This window comes from Kaistia granuli DSM 23481 (genome assembly GCF_000380505.1).
GTDB classification, from domain to species: domain Bacteria; phylum Pseudomonadota; class Alphaproteobacteria; order Rhizobiales; family Kaistiaceae; genus Kaistia; species Kaistia granuli.
The window spans coordinates 54,618-72,157 of sequence record NZ_AQYH01000020.1 but is presented as its reverse complement, the minus strand read 5'-3'; the positions used below and the strand labels follow the sequence as shown (position 1 = coordinate 72,157).

At 63.8% G+C, this 17,540-nt stretch carries 17 protein-coding genes; 12 read left to right on the top strand and 5 right to left on the bottom strand.

Annotation, left to right across the window (positions count from 1 at the left end; all coding sequences use genetic code 11):
* The first annotated feature begins 79 nt into the window (after nt 1-79).
* A complete protein-coding gene (locus tag G342_RS25855; RefSeq protein WP_198010854.1) occupies nt 80-3,919 on the top strand; it encodes an SIR2 family protein in 3,840 nt (1,279 codons plus the stop codon).
* An 80-nt stretch (nt 3,920-3,999) separates the two neighbouring features.
* On the opposite strand, the gene G342_RS0121900 is transcribed toward G342_RS25855, so the two are convergent.
* Nucleotides 4,000-4,515: a hypothetical protein gene (locus G342_RS0121900; RefSeq protein ID WP_156831064.1), complete on the bottom strand. Its 516-nt coding sequence runs from the start codon at nt 4,513-4,515 to the stop codon at nt 4,000-4,002.
* Nucleotides 4,516-4,525: 10 nt separating this feature from the next.
* Nucleotides 4,526-4,852 (bottom strand): YcgJ family protein, encoded by a 327-nt coding sequence (locus tag G342_RS24990; protein ID WP_018185317.1) that lies wholly within the window; start codon nt 4,850-4,852, stop codon nt 4,526-4,528.
* 249 nt (nt 4,853-5,101) lie between these two features.
* Here G342_RS24990 and G342_RS0121890 point away from each other — a divergent pair, with 249 nt between their 5' ends.
* Nucleotides 5,102-6,799 carry a SulP family inorganic anion transporter gene (locus tag G342_RS0121890; RefSeq protein WP_018185316.1) on the top strand — a complete coding sequence of 566 codons (1,698 nt, stop codon included), beginning with the start codon at nt 5,102-5,104 and terminating at the stop codon, nt 6,797-6,799.
* Between the two features lie 26 nt (nt 6,800-6,825).
* Entirely contained in the window at nt 6,826-7,659 is an 834-nt protein-coding gene (gene ppk2, locus G342_RS0121885) for a polyphosphate kinase 2 (protein WP_018185315.1), read from the top strand.
* A 38-nt stretch (nt 7,660-7,697) separates the two neighbouring features.
* Here ppk2 and G342_RS0121880 read toward each other — a convergent pair whose 3' ends face one another.
* Nucleotides 7,698-8,168, bottom strand: a complete 471-nt coding sequence (locus tag G342_RS0121880; protein WP_018185314.1) for a hypothetical protein — start codon at nt 8,166-8,168, stop codon at nt 7,698-7,700.
* A 283-nt stretch (nt 8,169-8,451) separates the two neighbouring features.
* Entirely contained in the window at nt 8,452-9,141 is a 690-nt protein-coding gene (locus G342_RS0121875) for a L,D-transpeptidase (RefSeq protein WP_018185313.1), read from the bottom strand.
* Nucleotides 9,142-9,404: 263 nt separating this feature from the next.
* Here G342_RS0121875 and G342_RS0121870 point away from each other — a divergent pair, with 263 nt between their 5' ends.
* From G342_RS0121870 to G342_RS0121845, 6 genes are all read left to right on the top strand, one after another.
* Nucleotides 9,405-10,055, top strand: a complete 651-nt coding sequence (locus G342_RS0121870; protein ID WP_018185312.1) for a DUF2161 domain-containing phosphodiesterase — start codon at nt 9,405-9,407, stop codon at nt 10,053-10,055.
* Between the two features lie 181 nt (nt 10,056-10,236).
* The gene (locus G342_RS0121865) at nt 10,237-10,575 is read left to right on the top strand and encodes an ArsR/SmtB family transcription factor (RefSeq protein WP_026304696.1); all 339 of its coding nucleotides are present in this window, start codon (nt 10,237-10,239) and stop codon (nt 10,573-10,575) included.
* Nucleotides 10,572-11,060 carry an SRPBCC family protein gene (locus G342_RS0121860; RefSeq protein ID WP_018185310.1) on the top strand — a complete coding sequence of 163 codons (489 nt, stop codon included), beginning with the start codon at nt 10,572-10,574 and terminating at the stop codon, nt 11,058-11,060. The genes G342_RS0121865 and G342_RS0121860 overlap by 4 nt, the downstream gene beginning before the upstream one ends.
* Nucleotides 11,061-11,200: 140 nt before the next feature.
* Nucleotides 11,201-12,349 carry a bifunctional DNA-binding transcriptional regulator/O6-methylguanine-DNA methyltransferase Ada gene (gene ada, locus G342_RS0121855; RefSeq protein WP_018185309.1) on the top strand — a complete coding sequence of 383 codons (1,149 nt, stop codon included), beginning with the start codon at nt 11,201-11,203 and terminating at the stop codon, nt 12,347-12,349.
* Complete coding sequence (locus tag G342_RS0121850) at nt 12,346-13,104, top strand: 2OG-Fe(II) oxygenase (RefSeq protein WP_018185308.1); 759 nt, start codon at nt 12,346-12,348, stop codon at nt 13,102-13,104. The genes ada and G342_RS0121850 overlap by 4 nt, the downstream gene beginning before the upstream one ends.
* Nucleotides 13,105-13,107: 3 nt before the next feature.
* Complete coding sequence (locus G342_RS0121845) at nt 13,108-13,632, top strand: methylated-DNA--[protein]-cysteine S-methyltransferase (RefSeq protein ID WP_018185307.1); 525 nt, start codon at nt 13,108-13,110, stop codon at nt 13,630-13,632.
* Here G342_RS0121845 and G342_RS0121840 read toward each other — a convergent pair.
* Nucleotides 13,624-14,121, bottom strand: coding sequence for a MarR family winged helix-turn-helix transcriptional regulator (locus G342_RS0121840; protein ID WP_026304693.1), 498 nt, complete (start codon nt 14,119-14,121; stop codon nt 13,624-13,626). The two genes, G342_RS0121845 and G342_RS0121840, sit on opposite strands and share 9 nt — an antisense overlap.
* Nucleotides 14,122-14,202: 81 nt before the next feature.
* Here G342_RS0121840 and G342_RS0121835 point away from each other — a divergent pair, with 81 nt between their 5' ends.
* The 3 genes from G342_RS0121835 to G342_RS0121825 all read left to right on the top strand — a co-directional run bounded on the left by G342_RS0121835 (nt 14,203) and on the right by G342_RS0121825 (nt 17,474).
* A complete protein-coding gene (locus G342_RS0121835) occupies nt 14,203-15,087 on the top strand; it encodes an EamA family transporter (protein WP_018185305.1) in 885 nt (294 codons plus the stop codon).
* A 44-nt stretch (nt 15,088-15,131) separates the two neighbouring features.
* Nucleotides 15,132-15,497, top strand: a complete 366-nt coding sequence (locus tag G342_RS0121830; protein ID WP_018185304.1) for a DUF488 domain-containing protein — start codon at nt 15,132-15,134, stop codon at nt 15,495-15,497.
* A 120-nt stretch (nt 15,498-15,617) separates the two neighbouring features.
* On the top strand, nt 15,618-17,474 hold the full coding sequence (locus G342_RS0121825; RefSeq protein WP_051094423.1) for a heavy metal translocating P-type ATPase: 1,857 nt from the start codon (nt 15,618-15,620) through the stop codon (nt 17,472-17,474).
* Nucleotides 17,475-17,540 lie beyond the last annotated feature (66 nt).

The window sequence follows — 17,540 nt, the reverse complement described above, 5'->3', positions numbered from 1 at the left end:
CCAAAAATCGATTTTGCGAGAAGCTGTTAGCCGGCCGTGGAATCGACAGACCGGACTCAACACAAGGGAGCGAGAATTTTTGCGGTTCATAGCTGATGGGCCATCAATTCCCGACGACCTGCTTCTGGCCCGCGATCAAGGGCGTGTCATTTTTTTCTGCGGGGCGGGAGTTTCGAGAGCGCGGGCGAAACTTCCCGATTTTTTTGGATTGGCCCGAAGCGTCGTCTCCAAACTTGGCGTTGACCAAAACAGCCCAGCCTACAAGTTAATTCAAGAGGCTCAGGAGATCGATAAACGTATCGGTGTCTCGGGCATCATCTCCGCCGACCGTGTTTTCGGCCTCCTGGAACGGGACTTTGCCTCGCGCGACATCGAAGAGGCCGTGGCTTCTGCTCTGAGGCCATCTATCGAATGTGACTTGTCTGCTCACAATATACTTCTCGACTTAGCGACCACGCCTGAGGGAGCAGTACAACTTGTAACGACTAACTTCGATCGACTTTTCGACGATTGCGGGCGAGAGCTTCACGCGTGGCAACCTCCGAGACTGCCAGATCCTCTGCGTCCAAAAGAGATCAATGGAATAGTTTACCTGCATGGGCGATCCACACCGGAATATTCTCGCGCGGAGGGCGACGGGTTTGTTCTCTCAAGTTCCGAGTTTGGCCGCGCCTACTTATCAGATGGTTGGGCAACATCGTTTATTCGCGAGATACTCGAAAGGTATGTCGTTGTCTTCGTTGGATACACCGCAGATGATCCGCCCGTGCAGTACCTCCTTGAGGCTTTGCGTAAAACGTCGGGAAGAATCGAAAACGCATACGCTTTCCAATCGGGGGACCGCGACGATGCAACCGCACGATGGCTGCATAAGGGTGTGGAGGCAATCCCTTATAGTGCCAACAACGAGCACGCGGCCCTGTGGCAATCCCTTGAGGCTTGGGCAGAGCGTGCGCAAGATCCCGGCGCTTGGTATTCTAAGGTAATTACAGCAGCCAAGAGAGGACCTACAGCACTGCAACCTCACGAACGAGGCCAAGTTGCCCATGTCGTCTCGACTTACGAGGGTGTAAAGAAATTCTGCTCAGGCGAAAACCTACCACCTGCTGAGTGGCTTTGCGTCTTTGATCGATATCGCCGCTTTGCTAAACCCGGACGCGTCAGTTCCTCGAGCAGAAATGGCCCATACATCGATCCATTCGATCGTTATGGTCTTGATTCTGATAGTCCGCCAAACCGAGTGGACCCGGAAGACTACTATGCCAAACGTGAAGCACCAGCCGATGCTTGGGATGCCTTTGAGCTAAATCGTCTAGATCGTTCGCGGCTTAGAGATGAGAACCTAGCGGGGCTTCGAGGAAGCTGGGCCAACCACTCTCCCCAACTAGTCCCAAGAATTAGCCAACTCGGCGTATGGCTCGCGAGAGTTTGTGACCAACCGTCGGCAGTCTGGTGGGCCGCCCATCAGATATCCCTTCATAGTAGTATTCAAGCGCAGATTTCCTGGGAACTAAGGCGCGATAGAATCGTCGCCCAAAATGTCCGCCATGCTTGGCGCGCGCTTTTCGAGGCCTGGAACGACGTCGAGGACGACTTCAATCACAATTGGTATGACCTAGCTGAAACAATAGAAAAGGATGGATGGAGTAGCGCCATTATTCGGCGAATTAGCGAAGCACTTCGACCTCGTATCTCGGCAAAGTCGAACTATTGGGGAGGCCCAATTCCGCCCATGCTGGATATAGTGCCGGAAGTCGAAGGTCGTCTGGTACAAATAGATGTCGAGTATCCTAAGATTCATCTAGAAATCATTGTACCAGACGAATGGTGTGCTGCCGTCGTTCGAGCCTCCCGACAGAACCTAGAGCTAGCCCTTAGGCTTGAAAATGAAATAGGCGGCTACGGCCTCAGCCACATCAGCCCTATCGCTCCGGACACCGATCGCGGTGCCGATAGCCATGATCGAATATATGGACTTTCTGCGGCCGTGATACGATTCACTGAGCTCTTTTCTCAGCTCTTGGCACTTAACCGCCCCGCAGCTAGCCGTGAATTCTCATCTTGGCCAGTTGACGACGATTCAATATTTGCACGACTGCGCATATGGGCGGCGGGTAACCGTCGTCTCGTGTCCAATGCAGATTTCGGGAATATAATAACATCGTTAAGCGACTCCGCCTTTTGGAATAGCTATCATCAACGGGACCTGTTGCTGGTAATCGCACAACGGTGGAAGAAGCTAAGCGGCGCGACTCGCAAGTCAATAGAGCTGAAACTATTGAAGGGCCCGAAACGATGGCCGCGGGAAAAATCTAAAGATTTCGAAAGACGAAAGTCTTTCATGATCCTTGAGAGATTACTGTGGGTACAGCAATCAGGATGCAGACTTTCTTCCGGAACGCGCAAAAGTGTCGACCTACTACGCGAATCATTGCCCGAATGGAAACCTGAATATGGAACGAAGGCAGCCGATTCGTTGGAATCGCGTGGTGGATGGGTCAGGACCGACACCAAATATCAAGGGCTTCTGGACAATCCTCTCTGGTCCATACTTTCGCGCGCTCAAGAATTGAGTGGGCGATCCACCGATTTCCTAATTGAGAATGCCCCCTTTGCTGGGCTCGCGGCCCAACGGCCGGCGCGTGCTTTTGCTGCACTAACCTACGCAGCGATGCGAGGCGACTTCCCCGAATGGGCGTGGCAACGGTTTCTAAATTCGGAAAAACGGAAGAACGATAAGTCTAGACTTGCTCGAGCGATCGGAGAACGGCTCGCCAGCTATCCAGATGAGCAAATTGCGACCATTATTCGCCCTGTATCGGACTGGTTTCGTGACGCGAGCGCTAGTCTAGGCACAGAATGTCTTGCGACCTTCGATCGTCTCTCGCGAAAATTGGTGAGTGTTCTACGTCATTTTCCCAGCGACGGGCGGTCAGGCATCGTGCGCGGCTCGAAGGAGCCGGACTGGACGATGGAATCTATCAATTCGCCTAGTGGAAGGATCGCAGAAGCACTCCTCAATGATCCCCGTAAGAATAATCTAAATCTGGGGCAAGGCTTTCCTCGTGATTGGCTAGACCACGTTGAAGAACTCATGCTGCTTCCGGATGATCTGGGCCGGTATGCGCTAGTTATATTTTTTCACAACCTTAATTGGTTTTACGCTATAGATCCAAAATGGTCGAACGAGCACTTGCTGCCACGACTTCGTAGGGGCGATGCCGCCGATTACGACGCTGCCTGGTCGGGATTTCTGTGGGGTGCAAGAACACCAAACACAGAACTCTACATGCGACTCAAGAAAGATATGCTGGAATTCGCCGCCAATCCCATCCCGTCGCGCCGCTCGTACGTCGAAATCATTGCCGGAATGATTCTGTCGGGTTGGGGAAGTGTCGATGATGAGAGGGGCGAACGCTGCGTCTCAAATGACGAAATGCGTGGCCTACTTTTGAAGGTCGATGATGACTTTCGGGCACAAATCCTTTGGCACGCTCAGCAATGGTCTAGCGAAAAAAATGAGAACTCACATGAAAAGTGGGCTGATCAGCTTTCTGATCTGCTTCGAATTTGGCCCCGTCAAATGTCGGCGCGATTGCCCAACACATCGGCCCGGCTTTGCGAATTGGCATTTTCCAGTGGCAACCAATTTCCAAAGATAGCCGAATTGGTTCTGCCACTTCTTACTCGAATTGAGCGTGACCATTTGAGCCTGCCAGAGCTTCGCCGGTCAGGAGACAACATGGTGGATCGGTATCCCAGACAAGCAATGGCGCTCCTCCATGCGGTTTTGCCGGACAATGCGGCGGCGTGGCCCTACGGCATTGAGGGAACCTTGCAACGGATTGGCGAAGCCGACAGGGCGCTAAATACAGATGAACGACTAGTGGAATTGTGGCGTAGATGGAACGCTAGATGACGGCGACGCATCAAGTTGCGCAAGATGTTCTCCTAGAGAAGCGGGGCGGAGCTGAAACAAGCGCCGCCCCGTCAAAAAGCCTACTCCAGAAACACCGGCACGCCGTCCGGTTCCGCCTTCAGCTTCGCGGCGGCGGCGCAGAAGTCTTCCTTGTCGCCATGGGCTTCGGCGATGAACAGGCCGTAGCGGGCGCCGAAGGCGACGAGGATGGCGGTCTTGCGCGCCTCTGCGTCCTCTTCGGAAAGTTCCTTGTCGCCGCTGGCGATCACGTCGCCGATCGCCTTGCCGAAGGTCTCCTTGGCGAGGCCGTGGCCGTCGCAGACGCGAACCGCCGCCGCCTGGAAGGCGAGGTTGTTCAGCGCCGCGAACTGGGCGTCGGCGAGGATGGCGCCCTCCGTCTCGAGGAAATCGGCCCAGGCAGCATCGGCGCGGTCATTGTCGGCGTCGGGCGCGGGCGCGGTGGCGCCGGCCGGCGCCGCCGGGGCGATGTTCGCCGTCTCGGCGTTGGCGGGGCTTGCTGCGAACAGGGCGGCGAAGGCGACGGCGGCGAGCGCGGCGCGGACCGGACGAGCGTGCCGGAAGGAATGTGCGTGCATGATGTTCCCCTCAGCGGCCATAGACGCGCCAGGTCCAGTTGCCATTGTAAGCGCCGCCATTGTTGTAGCAGGCGCGCTGTTCCGGATAGCAGATGACACCGCCGGCGGGCGAGAATGGCGCCGGCGGGCGATAGGCCGGCGGCGGCGGCGCGCCATAGATATCGCGGTTGCGATTGGCGCTGTCGGCGATGGCAGCGCCGACGGCGAGGCCGGCGAGACCGCCCAGGATGGCGGCGCTGTTGCGGCCGTCCTTCGCCTGGCTCGGCGCCCCCTGCGCCAGCAGCAAGGCCGGCGCCAGCAGGGCCAGGGCCGCGAGATTTCGAATCGTGCTGTTCATGTCAGTCCCCTCTTGGGCTCCGCCGCCCATTGAACAGACCCGCCCCGCGCCGGTCAATTGACGAGCCCGGCTTTTGCAACCGAAGATGGGGCAACGGGCGAAGGGTAGGCGCCGCCGCGCGGGCGTCATCGAGGCGACGAAACTGTTGCGCGGCCGGCAAAAAGAGTATGCTCGCCGCGCGGATCGATCGATACCCTGGCGTCCTGACCGAACCCGGCATTTTGACGTGCCGAAGGAATAGGGGCCAACATGGTTTCAGGCGAGCGCGCCTTTCGCCTCCCCTTGCCGGCCGGCCTTTCCGGCTACCGGTTCGCATGGTTGCCGCGTGATATCTCCGCCGGCCTCGCGGTCGCCGCCGTCGGCCTTCCCAGCGCCATCGCCTATCCCGCCATCGCCGGCCTGCCGCCCGAGACCGGGATCTATGCCAGCATCGCGCCGCTGGTCGCCTATGCGTTTTTCGGCCCCTCGCGCCAGCTCATCGTCGGCCCGGACGCCGCCACCATGACCGTGCTGGCGGCGACCCTGGTCGCCGTCACCGCGGGCCTGCCGGCCGGGAGCACCGTCGACCGCGTCGGCATCGCGGCGATCCTGGCGCTCGGCGTCGGCGTGCTGTGCCTGCTGGCCTGGATCCTGCGGCTCGGCGTGCTTGCCAACTTCCTGTCGCGGCCGATCCTGACCGGCTTCTTCATCGGCATCTCGTTCTCGATCCTGGTCGGCCAGATCGGCCGCTTCACCGGCGTCGACATCGATTCCGAAGGCCTGCTGCGGCCGCTGCTCGAACTCATCCGCAAGGCCGGGTCGATCCACTGGCCGTCGCTCATCCTGGCGCTCGGCATGTTCGGGCTGCTGCAAATCGTGCGGATCACGCGGTTTCCGGTGCCGGGGCCGATCCTCGTCGTCGTGCTCTCCGTCCTGCTGTCGGCGCTGTTCAACTTCGAGGGCCACGGCATCGCCATCGTCGGCGACATCCCGAAGGGCCTGCCGTCGCTGACCCTGCCCAGCCTTGCCGGGCTGCCGCTGCGGACGCTGGCGCTCGGCGCGGCGGCGATCTTCCTGGTCAGCTATGGCGCCGGCATCATCACGGCCCGCAGTTTCGGCGCCAAGGCCGGCACGTCGGTCGACCCGAACCGCGAGCTGGTCGGCTTCGGCAGCGCCAACATCGCCGCCGGCCTGTTCGGCGCCTTCCCGGTGACGGCGTCGGACTCGCGCACGGCCGTCAACCTGAACGTCGGCGGCCGCTCGCAGCTGACCAGCATCATCGCCGCCATGACGCTGATCGCGACGCTGCTGTTTCTGGGTCCGGCGCTCAGGATCATCCCGATCCCGGCGCTCGGCGCCATCCTGGCGGCAACCGCCATCAACATGATCGATCTCGCCGGCATGCGGCAGCTCTGGCGCGTCAGCCGGGTCGAGTTCGTCTTCGCGCTGATCGCCATGTGGGGCCCGATCGGCCTCGGCGTGCTCAACGGCGTGGTCATCGCCATCGGTGCGACGCTGGTCTATCTGCTGCGCAAGCTGATGTTCCCGCGCGACACCCTGCTCGGCCGGGTCGCGGGCCGCGACGGCTTCTACAAGCTGCATCGAACCCCGGAAGCCCGCCCGGTGCCCGGGCTCGCCGTCTGCCTGATCCAGGGCAGCCTGTTGTTCTTCAACACCGATTATGTGGCGGCGCGCCTGCGCGCCATCGCCGACGGGCTGCCGGCCGACACGCGCTGGCTGCTGATCGACGCCAGCGCGATCCCTCAGATCGACAGCTCGGCGGCGGCGATGCTCGGCGAAGTCTGCGGGGAGTTGCGCCAGCGCGGCATCCGGCTCGGCCTGGCCGAGCTTCATTCCGACGCGCGCGAAATGCTTCGCCGCGCCGGCGTCATCGAATTGGTCGGCGCCGCGATGATCTTCGACATCGTCGAGGACGCCTACCAGGCGTTCGAGACCGAGGCTGCGTGACTTTCTGCACGGTTGGGAGGTTGAGCATGAGCAAGAACAAGGACAAGGACAAGGCGTCCAAGATCGCCGAAGCACCCGAGGCGAAATCGGGCGGCAGGGACTACGCGTCCGAGCTGATCCGGCTGCAGGTGGAGCTTTCCTATCTCCAGGCCTGGGTGAAGAAGTCCGGCGCCCGCATCGCCATCATTTTCGAAGGCCGCGACGCTGCCGGCAAGGGCGGCGTGATCAAGCGTCTCACCGAGAAGGTCAGCCCGCGCGTGTTCCGCGTCGTCGCCCTGCCGGCGCCAACGGACCGCGAGAAGACCCAGATCTACATGCAGCGCTATATCCAGCATCTGCCGGCCGGCGGCGAGGTCGTGATCTTCGACCGCTCCTGGTACAACCGCCCCGGCGTCGAGCGCGTGATGGGTTTCTGCAGCGAGGAGAAGGCGCGGCGCTTCCTCGAGCAGACACCGCGCTTCGAGGCAGCCCTCGTCGAAGGCGGCATCACGCTGCTGAAGTATTTCCTCGATGTCAGCGAGGAAGAACAGGAAAAGCGCTTCCAGCAACGCGTCGAGGATCCGCTCCGGCAGTGGAAGCTGAGCCCGATGGACATCGAATCCTACAATCGCTGGTGGGACTATACACGCGCCTATGACGAGATGATTCGCGCCACCGATACCCGCCACGCGCCCTGGTGGATCGTGCCTTCGAACGACAAGAAGCGAGCGCGCATCAACTGCATCTCGCACATATTGAGTTCGATCCCCTACGAGCGGATTCCGTTCGAGAAACCGAAATTCGGCAAGCGCCAGAAGCGCCCCGCCAACTTCGTCGAGGATAGAACGCCGCGCAACGTCGTGCCGGAAGTGCTGGGATAAGCCCCCGGCGCCGTCGGGCTCGACGCGGCGCCGGCGCGCTATTTCACCTCTTCCTTCCAACTGATGAAGAAGCCGACATCGCCCGGAAATCCGCCGGGAAAATTGATGATCATGGCGCTGAGCCTGAAGCCCTGCGGCTTGGCATAGGTCAGGTAGCGTTCATAGAACTGCTTGGCCTTGCCCTGCAGTGTCTCGGGCCATTGCGGATCCGAACTGTTGATCGCCCGGCCCTTGTCGGTGCAGAGCGACGACGGGAAGCTGTAGACCAGCGCCTCATACTTGCCGTTCTTGACGGCATTCAGCGCCACCCGGCGGACCGCCGCGATCTCCTCGTCGCTGATCTTGTCGTTCAGGAAGCTTTCCGCGAATTTCGTCAGCGCCTCGTTCTGCTTGGTCTGCTGCTGCTGCTGCTTGCCGAACTCCTTCATGCGCTCGGCCAAGATGGACTGACGAAGCTCCTCCGCGCTCGGTGGCGGCGCATTGACGTCGACGTCCTTGTTGTCTGCCATATCACTCCTCCAGCGGAAACTTTTGCTTCGACAGAAGGCAACGACGTCCGCAATTGGGCTTGACCGAGCCCTGGCCTCCCAGAAGGCAAACCGCCGCGGCCGTCAGGAGCGCCGGCAGAAACGGCGGCGAGATTACCCCCGCATAGTCATTGTCGTAGGGCCTATTCTACGACGGAGGATTACCCTTGGGAAGGATCGGGTTTCGGCGCTCGCATAGCGGGACAGCCGATCCTCGCCCTGCCCCGGGCGTCGCGACCTTGGGACCAGGAAGGAACGTCCCTGCCTATGCCGGCAGGACCAGCACCTTCGTATTCACGGGTGTTCGCGCGTAAAGATGCATCATGTCCTGGGTGAGCAGGCCGGTGCACCCGCTCGTCACGCCGGTGCCGATCGACTGGGCCACGCGGGTACTGTAGATCGTGTAGAGCGTGTACCTGCCGTCCTGATAAAGGTACAGCGTGCGGGCGCCGAGGGGGTTGTCGAGACCTCCCGGCATGCCGCCGGCATATTTGGCGGCCTCCGGCTGGCGCTGGATCATCTCCTTCGGTGGCGTCCAGGTGGGCCATTCGGCCTTGCGCCCGACATAGGCCTCGCCGCTCCACAGGAACCCCTCGCGGCCGACATTGGCGCCGTAGCGGGTAGCGTTCCCGTCGCCTTCGATGCGATAGACATAGTACTTGCCGGGATCGATGATGATCGTACCCGGCGCTTCCTTGCTGGCGTACTGCACGGTCCGCCGGTAATATTTCGGATCGACCTTGGCGACATCGACCGCGGGGATTGGAAACTTCTCGTCGGGCACCGGACCGTAGACCTTCGCCGCCTCGGCGCGGGTCATGCCGCCCGATGTGGCGCAGCCGGCCAGCCCTAGCGCGCCGAGACCGACGGCAGAGCCGATCAGGAACGATCGGCGGTTGAGTTGCCCAGGCAGAGCCCCCTCGCCGCCATCAGCAAGTGCACGGTCCTTGCTCATCAGAGTTCCCCATGTGCTGTTGCCCGACCAGCGACCTGCTGAGATTGCCGTCAAACGGCCCGATTGGCAAACGCCGGCCTTCGCTACGCCAAGGGTGGTCGAGGAAGACGGCGCGATCGTGTCCGGCGAGACGTCGCTGCTGAATGTCCGGAAGGTGATGCCTTGGCGCCACGGCTTCGCTCCCGCGAAGCCCCCGATACGGTGTGCAAGCGGCGAGACTCAGCTAAGTCAGGCGGGTGTGCACTGAAACCCAGACGAGCTTGATGGCGGAGACGGATCTCTATCTTCCACTGAAGGCCTTCATGGAAGGCGCCGGCTATTCCGTCAAAGGCGAGGTCAATGGCTGTGACCTGGTCGGCGTAAGGGATGGCGACCCGCCGGTGCTCATCGTCTGTGAGATGAAGCTGGCCTTCAATCTTGAACTGGTCCTGCAGGGCGTCAACCGTGCTGCAGCCTGCGATGAAGTCTGGCTAGCGGCCCGATCCTCCAAGGCTGGCAAAGGTCGGGAGCAGGACGCGCGTTTCCGCAATCTGTGTCGACGTCTTGGTTTTGGCATCATCGCTGTTTCGGCATCCGGAGCGGTGGAAGTCATCGTCGAGCCTTTTGCCGCCGCGCCGCGCCGGGATCCGAAGCGACGCTCGCGGCTGCTGCAGGAACACCGGCGTCGGGTCGGCGATCCGCAGAAGGGCGGAGGGCGTGGCAAGCCGATCATGACGGCCTACCGGCAGGACTGCATCATTTGCGCGACGGCGTTGCTGACCGGATCGCAAAGCCCGAAACAGCTGAAAGCGCTGGTTGAGAGAGCTCCCGCAATCCTTCAGAGCAACGTCTATGGCTGGTTCGTGCGGGAGAGCCGAGGGATCTACGCGCTGACGGAGCTCGGCAGGGCCGCCGTGCTGCCCCCGCAGGACTGAGTGGCGGCCTACGAGCCGAATGCGTTCCTCGGCGCTTTGCCAAAGTTCTCGAGATCCCAATGAACCATCCTATCGCCATGTGGCGCGAGGCCGAGTTGGGATGGATCGTCGGGTCGACGAACACTAAGGCGCCTACCTTAGTTTCCTTGACTCGCGGCGCTGCCCTCTGTTACTAAGGCAAATGCCTTACCATTCAACACCTCTCGACCTCGCCTTCCACGCTCTCAGCGACCCGACCCGCCGCGCGGTGGTGTCGCGACTGGCCGAGGGCGAAGTGCCGGTCAGCACCCTGGCCGAGCCTTTCGACATGGCGCTGCCCTCCTTCGCCCAGCATCTCAAGGTGCTGGAGGATTGCGGATTGATCGTCAGCGAAAAACGCGGTCGCAGCCGCTGGTGCCGGCTGGTACCCGCACGCTTCGACGAGGCGGCGGACTGGATGGAAGCCGAGCGCCGGCGCTGGGCCGCGCGGTTCGATCGGCTGGAAGCCTACCTGGACAAGAAGGAGGAGGAAGGACGATGAAGCCTATGACAAACCCGCTGGAAACCTGGTCTCATGATCGCGAAATCGTGCTGGTGAAGCTGCTGAACCACCCGCGCGAAAAGGTCTTTGCCGCCTGGATGGACCCCGAGGCGCTGGCCCAATGGTACGGCCCGGCCGGCCTCAGCATCGAGAACTATGAGGCCGATATCCGCGAGGGCGGGGTCTGGCGGTTCGACATGGTGGGGATGTTCGAGGGCCGCGAGCAGCGTTTCCCGAACCTCATGCGCTTTCTGGAGATCGTGCCGAACGAGCGGATCATGATGGACTATGGCACGCCCGACCCCGACGATCCCGACCGTTTCCGCGTGATTGTGACGTTCGATGAACAGACCGACGGCAAGACGGTGCTGACCATGCGCCAGCTCCACCCCAGTCGCGAGCGGCGTCAGGTGGTCATCGGCTTCGGCGCGGTGGAATATGGACTGCAGACGATGGACGGCCTGGCCGCCTGGCTGGACCGTTGAGCTCTGGCCGCTCGGCGTCGGCCACGGCCGGAGCCGCTGTCGAACGGAGCGGCCACGCAAATTCAAAAGCAAGCGCCGGAGTGCGGGCGGCTCCGGCAGGGCCTACCTGGAAGGCATGATCCATGCGAAGGATGAAGCCCATGGCCCACGCCCTGCAACAGAAGACCCCTGCCCCGGCGCAGAATGCCCCCGAGGCTGGGATCGAGACCAAGACCAGCCGCCCCGCGGCGGATGCGGCGCGCGCCGTCGAACTCGATCCGCGCTGGCGGGCCGTCGTGGCGCGTGACCGCGCCCGGGACGGCACCTTCGTCTATTCGGTGCACACCACCGGCGTCTATTGCCGGCCCTCCTGCCCGGCCCGCCAGGCCAAGCCGCAGAACGTCTCCTTCTTCGCAAGCTGCGAGGACGCGGAGAAAGCCGGGTTCCGCGCCTGCCGCCGCTGCACGCCAAACGCCGCGTCGCTCGCAGAACAGCATGCTTCGACGGCGGCAAAAGCTTGCCGGACCATCGAAGATGCCGAGGAAGCGCCGTCACTTGAAAGCCTCGCCGCCGTAGTCGGCATGAGCCCCTATCATTTCCACCGGGTTTTCAAGGCAGTGACCGGGCTGACGCCAAAGGCCTATGCGGCAGCGCATCGGGCAGCACGCGCCAGAAGCGAGCTGTCGCGACGCGACGGCAGCGTCACCGAGGCGATCTATGACGCCGGTTTCAATTCGAGCGGCCGCTTCTATGCGACCTCCAACGCCGTGCTCGGCATGACGCCGACCGCGTTTCGGGCCGGCGGCGCGGATACCGAGATCCGGTTCGCGATCGGGCAATGCTCGCTCGGCGCCATCCTCGTCGCCCGTAGCGCCAAGGGCATCTGCGCCATCACGCTGGGCGACGACCCGGAAGAACTGTCGCGCGAGCTGCAGGATCGGTTTCCGAACGCCAACCTGATCGGCGGCGACGCCGAATTCGAACGGCTCGTGGCGCGGGTGGTCGGCTTCGTCGAGGCGCCGGGGCTGGGGCTCGACCTGCCGCTCGATGTGCGCGGCACGGCGTTCCAGCAGCGCGTCTGGCAGGCGCTGCGCGAGATCCCGGCCGGCGAGACGGTGAGCTATGCCGACATCGCCCGACGCATCGGCTCCCCCAAGGCGGTGCGCGCGGTAGCCGGAGCCTGTGCTGCGAATGCCATCGCGGTCGCCATCCCCTGTCATCGCGTCATCAAGAATGACGGCGCGCTTTCCGGTTATCGCTGGGGCGTCGAGCGCAAGCGCGCGCTGCTCGAGAAGGAAGCGCAGGCATGAACGCGGCGCTTCCCGCGAAGGCCGGCTCCCGCCCGATCGGCGAGGCCGGCGCCATTTCGGCGCGCGTGGCAGGCCTGGATTGGCCCCGGCTCGATGCTGATCTCGACGGCTATGGCAATGCGGTGCTGAAAGGGCTGCTGACGGCGGCGGAATGCGAGGCGATCGCCGCGCTCTATGACGAGGAGGCGCATTTCCGCAGCCACATCCACATGGCGCGGCACGGCTTCGGCAAGGGCGAATATCGCTATTTCCGCTATCCGCTACCCGATCTCGTCGCCGAATTGCGCCAAGCGCTCTATCCGCGCCTCGCCAGCGTCGCGAATGATTGGAACGCGCGGATGGGCGAGGAAGCCCGCTATCCGGAGCGACACGCCGACTATCTCGCGCTCTGCCACGCTGCCGGTCAGGCGCGGCCGACGCCCTTGCTGCTGCGCTACGGGCCGGGCGATTTCAATTGCCTGCACCAGGACCTCTACGGCGACCTCGCCTTCCCGCTGCAGGTGGCGATCCTGCTGTCGGAGCCGGAGGCGGACTTTACCGGCGGCGAGTTCGTGCTGACCGAGCAGCGGCCGCGCATGCAAAGCCGGGCCGAGGTGGTGCCGCTTCGCCAGGGCGACGCCGTCGCCTTCGCCGTGCACAATCGGCCGGTCCAGGGCGCGAAGGGCAGCTACCGCGTCAACCTGCGCCATGGCGTCAGCCGCGTACGTTCCGGCAGCCGCCACACGCTCGGCATCCTCTTTCACGATGCGAGCTGACCGATGCCGGTTTCGCTGACGCTGGAGACGATCCCGACGCCCATCGGCGACATGCTGCTGACGGCCGACGCGGACGGATTTTTGCGGGCAGCGGATTTCGTCGGTTGCGAGGCGAGGCTCAGCCGCCTGCTCGACCGCCGGCTGGGGGATGGCGGCTATGTGCTCGCCGGCGGGGCGGTGCCAACAGCGATCTCAGGCGCGCTGCGGGACTATTTCGCAGGGTCGATCGCCGCCATCGACGGGATCGCCGTGAAATCGGGCGGCACTCCGTTCCAGCAGGACGTCTGGCAGGCGCTGCGCGCCATCCCGCCCGGCAGCCCGCTCGCCTATGGCCGGCTGTCGGACCAGCTCGGCCGGCCGCGATCGCCCCGCGCCGTCGGCCATGCCAACGGCGCCAATCCGATCTGCGTCGTCGTCCCCTGCCATCGCCTGGTGGGCGCCGACGGGGCACTCACCGGCTATAGCGGCGGCACGGACCGCAAGCGCTGGCTGCTCGACCACGAGGCGCGGCACACGCCGTCAATCTGACGCCCGCGCCGCGATACCGGCGAGGAAAGCGCGGAGCTGGACGTCCAGGAGCGCACGCTCCTGGTCCGAGAGCACCGAGACCAGGCGCTTCTGGGTCTCGACATGCGCGGTGACGGCCGCCTCGACGGTGGCGAGGCCCGTCGGGGTTAACGAGATGATAACAACCCGGCGATCCGCGGAGCTCTGGGCGCGGGTGACGAGACCGGCTTTTTCCAGCTGGTCGATCCGATTGGTCAGCGTGCCCGACGTGATCATCATCGTCGCGAGCAGGTCGCCCGGCGACAGGCTGTAGGGCGAGCCGGAGCGGCGCAGCGTCGCCAGCACATCAAAGCTCGCCCCAGTCAGGCCGAACGTGGCGAACGTCTTTTCCATCTCGCGTGTCAGATAGTGCACGATACGGCCGAGCCGACCGATCAGCCCCATTGGCCCGACATCGAGATCGGGCCGCTCGCGCCGCCATTGCAGCAGAATTTCATCCACGTGATCCATGCCGCATTCGCCCATAGGGGTATCTTGACGTCAAGATGTTTCGGACTATCTTGACGTCAAGATATATCGCGAGACACTCCCATGCAGCGCAATCTCGACCTTCTGCTAACGGCGATCGCCCCGGCCATCTGGGGCAGCACCTATCTGGTGACGACGGAACTCCTGCCGCCCGGCTATCCGCTGACCGTCGCCGTGCTGCGGGCGCTCCCGGCCGGATTGCTGCTGCTGCTCGTTGTCCGCACCCTGCCAAAAGGACACTGGTGGCCTCGCGTGCTGGTCCTCGGCGCCCTCAATTTCTCGATCTTCTGGGCGATGCTGTTCGTTTCCGCCTATCGGCTGCCGGGCGGCGTCGCCGCCACTGTCGGCGCGATCCAGCCGCTGATCGTCATCCTGCTGGCCCATTTGCTGCTCGGATCGACGGTTCGCCCGGCCGCCATCGCCGCCGCGATTGTCGGCATTGGCGGCGTCGCGCTGCTAATCCTCACCCCACAGGCGACCCTCGATCCGATCGGCATCCTGGCAGGCCTCGCCGGCGCCTTGTCGATGGCGTTCGGAACGGTGCTGACCCGCCGCTGGCAGCCGCCGGTGTCGCCGCTGACCTTCACGGCCTGGCAACTGACCGCCGGCGGCCTCCTGCTTCTGCCGGTGGCGCTCTGGCTGGAGCCGGCTCTGCCGCATCTCACCGTCGCCAACTGGGTCGGCCTCGCCTATCTCGGCCTGATCGGGGCGGCGCTGACCTACATTCTGTGGTTCCGCGGCATCGCCCGGCTCGGGCCCGCGACCGTGTCGCCGCTCGGCTTCCTCAGCCCGCTGACCGCCGTTATGCTCGGCTGGTGGTGGCTCGGCCAGACGCTGAGCCCAGCGCAGGTCGTCGGCATGATCCTCGTCCTGGCCAGCATCTGGTTCGGCCAGCGGGCCCAGCAGGCCGAACCGGCTGGCGCGGTCGCCCGGGCGGCGGAGCGTTGATAGGCTGACTGGACGAGCCCCGCGAAAGGGCTGAGGATAGCCCAATGATCCAGCTCAAGCGCATCTATGATCCCCCTTCGCCGTCGGACGGCTTCCGGGTGCTCGTCGACCGCCTCTGGCCGCGCGGGGTCACCAAGGAGGCGGCGAAGCTCGATCTCTGGGCAAAGGACCTGGGACCCTCGACCGCCCTTCGGCAGTGGTTTCACCACGAACCACGGCTTTGGGAGGAATTCCGCGCTCGCTACCGCGAGGAACTGGCCGGTCAAGCCGAGGCGGTGGCAAAGCTCCGCGCTGAATGCGCCGGACGCCGCACTACGCTGCTCTACGGCGCCAAGGACCAAACCCACAACCAGGCGGTCCTCCTGAAGGAGGTTCTGGAAGCGGAGGAGCCGGCACGGGAGAACGGCTAGACGCTACCGCCCGGACCATCGACAACCATCCGAAAATGCGCTGCTCTGCCGGCAATCGACCGATATGCCAGAATCGGTCCTGTCAGCGGCACGCAAAGCCCCGCCAGAAATCGGATCCGGATGGAACGCGAACACGACACTCGACCAGTACGGAGCCCGATCTGGTCCAGCAACATCGCGCTTCTGGGCGTGGCGCTGGGCGGACTTGTCGCCGGCCTGCTGCTCTATCTCGTCGGCGGCAGGGGATCGGCGGAGTTCGTCTGGGGTTTCGCCACCCTTCCCGTCCTGCTCAGCCTGCTCGTCCAGATCGTCACCTCGCTGCGCCGTGGCGACGCCGGACTGGATATCATCGCCGCCCTGTCGATGTCGGCGGCGCTCGCCTTCGGCGAGTCGCTGGCCGGCAATGTCGTCGCGCTGATGTATGCCGGCGGCCAATATCTGGAGAACTACGCCGAGGGTCGCGCACGTCGCGAAATGACGGCCCTGCTTGGCCGCGTCGCGCGCACGGTTATGCGACACGGCTCCGGCGGCCTTGAGGAAGTTCCGATCGAGACCGTCGTTCAAGGCGACACGCTATTGATCCGCCAGGGCGAGGTGCTTCCGGTCGACGGCACCATTGCCAGCGACAGCGCCATGATCGACACCTCGGCCCTGACCGGCGAGGCCTTGCCCGTCACGCTCGCGCGGCATGACGAGGCGCTGAGCGGTACGACGGCAATCGGCGCGTCCTTCGACCTGGTCGCCCTTCGCCCGGCGGCCGATAGCGCCTATGCGGCGATCGTCCGGCTGGTCGAGGCGGCCCAGAACTCCAAGGCGCCGGCCGTCCGCCTCGCCGACCGCTATGCTCTCTGGTTCCTCGCCCTGACGCTGCTGCTCTCGGGCGGCGCGTGGATCTGGACCGGCGACCCCATTCGCGCGCTGGCCGTGCTGGTGGTGGCGACGCCCTGTCCTCTCATTCTCGCCGTGCCGGTCGCCATCATCGCCGGCATTTCACGCGCCGCGAAGCTTGGCGTCCTGATCAAGGGCGGCGGGGCGCTCGAAGCCCTCGGCCGCGCCCGGATCGCCGTGCTCGACAAGACCGGCACGCTGACCCATGGGCATGCCGAACTCTCCCAAATCTGGGCGGCGCCGGGCTTTCAGGCGGACGAGATCCTGCGGCTCGCCGCCTCGCTCGACCAGGCCTCGACGCATGTCATGGCCGATGCCCTGATCCAGGCGGCGCAGGCCCGTTCGCTAAGGCTCTCGACACCAACCGACATCAACGAAACAGCCGGCGCGGGGCTTGTCGGCACGGTAGACGGCCATGTGGTCGCCGTCGGCGGCTCGGCCTTTGCCCGCGGCCAGCTCAAGCCGGGCGCCCGGATCTGGAAACCCGGATTTCCAGGCAGCGCCGCCACCATCGACATCGTCATCGACGGTGTCCTGGCCGGCGTGGTCGCCATGTCGGATCCCCTGCGCGCCGACGCCACCACGGTGATCCAGCGGCTTCGCTCCGCCGGCATATCGCGCATCGTGCTGGCGACGGGCGACCGTGCCGCCGTGGCGCAGCCGGTCGTGCGCCTGCTCGCCATCGACGAGCTGAGGGCGGATCTCACGCCGCAGGACAAGGTCGATGTCGTGATCGCAGCGCGCTCGGCCGGACCGGTGATGATGGTCGGCGACGGCGTCAACGACGCGCCAGCACTGGCGGCGGCCGATGTCGGCGTGGCGATGGGCGCGCGCGGCGCCGCCGCCTCGTCGGAAACCGCCGATGTCGTGCTGCTGGTCGACCGAATCGATCGCCTCGCCGACGCCATCGGCATCGCGCATCGGTCGGCGAAGATCGCCCTGCAGAGCGTCGTCGTCGGGCTTGGCCTATCGATCCTCGCCATGATCGCGGCGGCATTGGGCTATCTGCCGCCCCTGCAGGGCGCTCTTTTGCAGGAGGCGATCGACGTCGCCGTCATCCTCAACGCGCTCAGGGCCTTGCGAGCTTAGTCCCGCAAGCTATTGATTTAAATCATTTTCAGGCGGATCAGATTGCTGTGCCGGAGGTACGCCCCG